Consider the following 1,415-nt stretch of genomic DNA (forward strand, 5'->3'; position numbering starts at 1 on the left):
TCATGATCATGAGCGGGCCAGAGGCCCGCGCCTCCCATCACTCCTCGAAGATCGCCACAGCGCGGGTCCAGCCGGCGGAGGCGCCGCGGATCTTGTGCGGGAAGCAGGCGATGGTGAAGCCGTCGCCCGGCAGCGCCTCGAGATTGTGCAGCTTCTCGAGATGGCAGTAGCCGATGTCGCGGCCGGCCTTGTGGCCTTCCCAGATGATCGAGGGATCGTGGTCCTTGGCCCATTTCTGGGCCGTCCAGTAGAACGGCGCGTCCCAGCTCCAGGCGTCGGTGCCGGTCAGCCGGATGCCCTTCTCGAGCAGGAAAATGGTGGCGTCGTAGCCCATGCCGCAGCCGGCATTCACGTAGTCGTTATTGCCGTAACGCGAGCCCGCGCGCGTGTTGACCACGACGATCTCGAGCGGCTTGAGCTCGTGGCCGATCCGCGAGAGTTCGTCCTCGACCTCCTTGGCGGTGATGACGTGGCCGTCCGGCTTGTCGCGGAAGTCGAGCTTCACGCCGGGCTGGAAGCACCATTCGAGCGGTACCTCGTCGATGGTGATGGCGCGCTCGCCCTTGTTCATCGTCGGATGGAAGTGATAGGGCGCATCGAGATGTGTGCCGTTGTGGGTCGAGAGGTTGACGTTCTCGACCGCCCAGCCCTGGCCGTCGGGCAGGTCTTCCTTCTTCAAGCCGGGAAAGAAGCCGGCGATCTGGCCGGCCGTGTCGGCGTGCTTGTGGTACTGGATCTTGGGGCCGAACGGCGGCGGATCGGAGATGACGTCGTTCTCGAGATAGATCGACAGATCGACAAACCGACGCGGCATGACGGGACCCTCAAGGACCGTTGAGCGAATTCAGGATCGACCGGGTCAAGAGTTTGCCGATGCACTTCTGGCCGAAGTCGTTGAGGTGCAGGCCGTCGAGCTGGACGAACTGCGCATAGGGCATGCCGTCCTGGTACCAGCCGCGCATGATGTCGAAGCGGCGGAACAGGCCCGCGTCATACTCCTTGGCCGCCGCGGCCATGATCTTCTCGTAGGCTTCCTTGTCGGGCGCGGCGACGACCGCCGGCACGTACTGCAGGTTCATCAGCACGAAATCCGCGCCCAGCGACTTGCCGAGCGCCAGCCCGTTGCGCAGCCAGCGCTCGAACTTCGCCAGCGGCATCTGTCGGATGGCGGCGTTGGTGCCGGTCTGCCAGACCACCAGCGACGCCGGATTCTCCTTCATCTCGGCCTGCATGCGGGCGGCCATTTCCTCGACATCCTGCCCGCCGATGCCGCGATTGATGACGTCGACGTCGACGCCGGGCAGCGCCTTGTCGAGGCCCATCTTGAGCTGGGCGGGATAGGCATAGGCCGGGTTCGACACGCCGTAACCCGACGTCGACGACGAGCCGAGCGCGATGATGCGCAATTGCTTGCG

At 64.9% G+C, this 1,415-nt stretch carries 2 protein-coding genes; both read right to left on the minus strand.

Features of this window, described 5'->3' with window-relative positions; all coding sequences use genetic code 11:
- Positions 1-37 precede the first annotated feature (37 nt).
- Positions 38-814, minus strand: a complete 777-nt coding sequence (locus RSO01_RS46740; protein WP_147157469.1) for a cyclase family protein — start codon at positions 812-814, stop codon at positions 38-40.
- A 10-nt stretch (positions 815-824) separates the two neighbouring features.
- Positions 825-1,415, minus strand: a 591-nt coding sequence (locus RSO01_RS46745; protein ID WP_147157470.1) for an SGNH/GDSL hydrolase family protein, incomplete at its 5' end; no start/stop codon positions are given.

This window comes from Reyranella soli (genome assembly GCF_007992495.1).
Lineage (GTDB): Bacteria > Pseudomonadota > Alphaproteobacteria > Reyranellales > Reyranellaceae > Reyranella > Reyranella soli.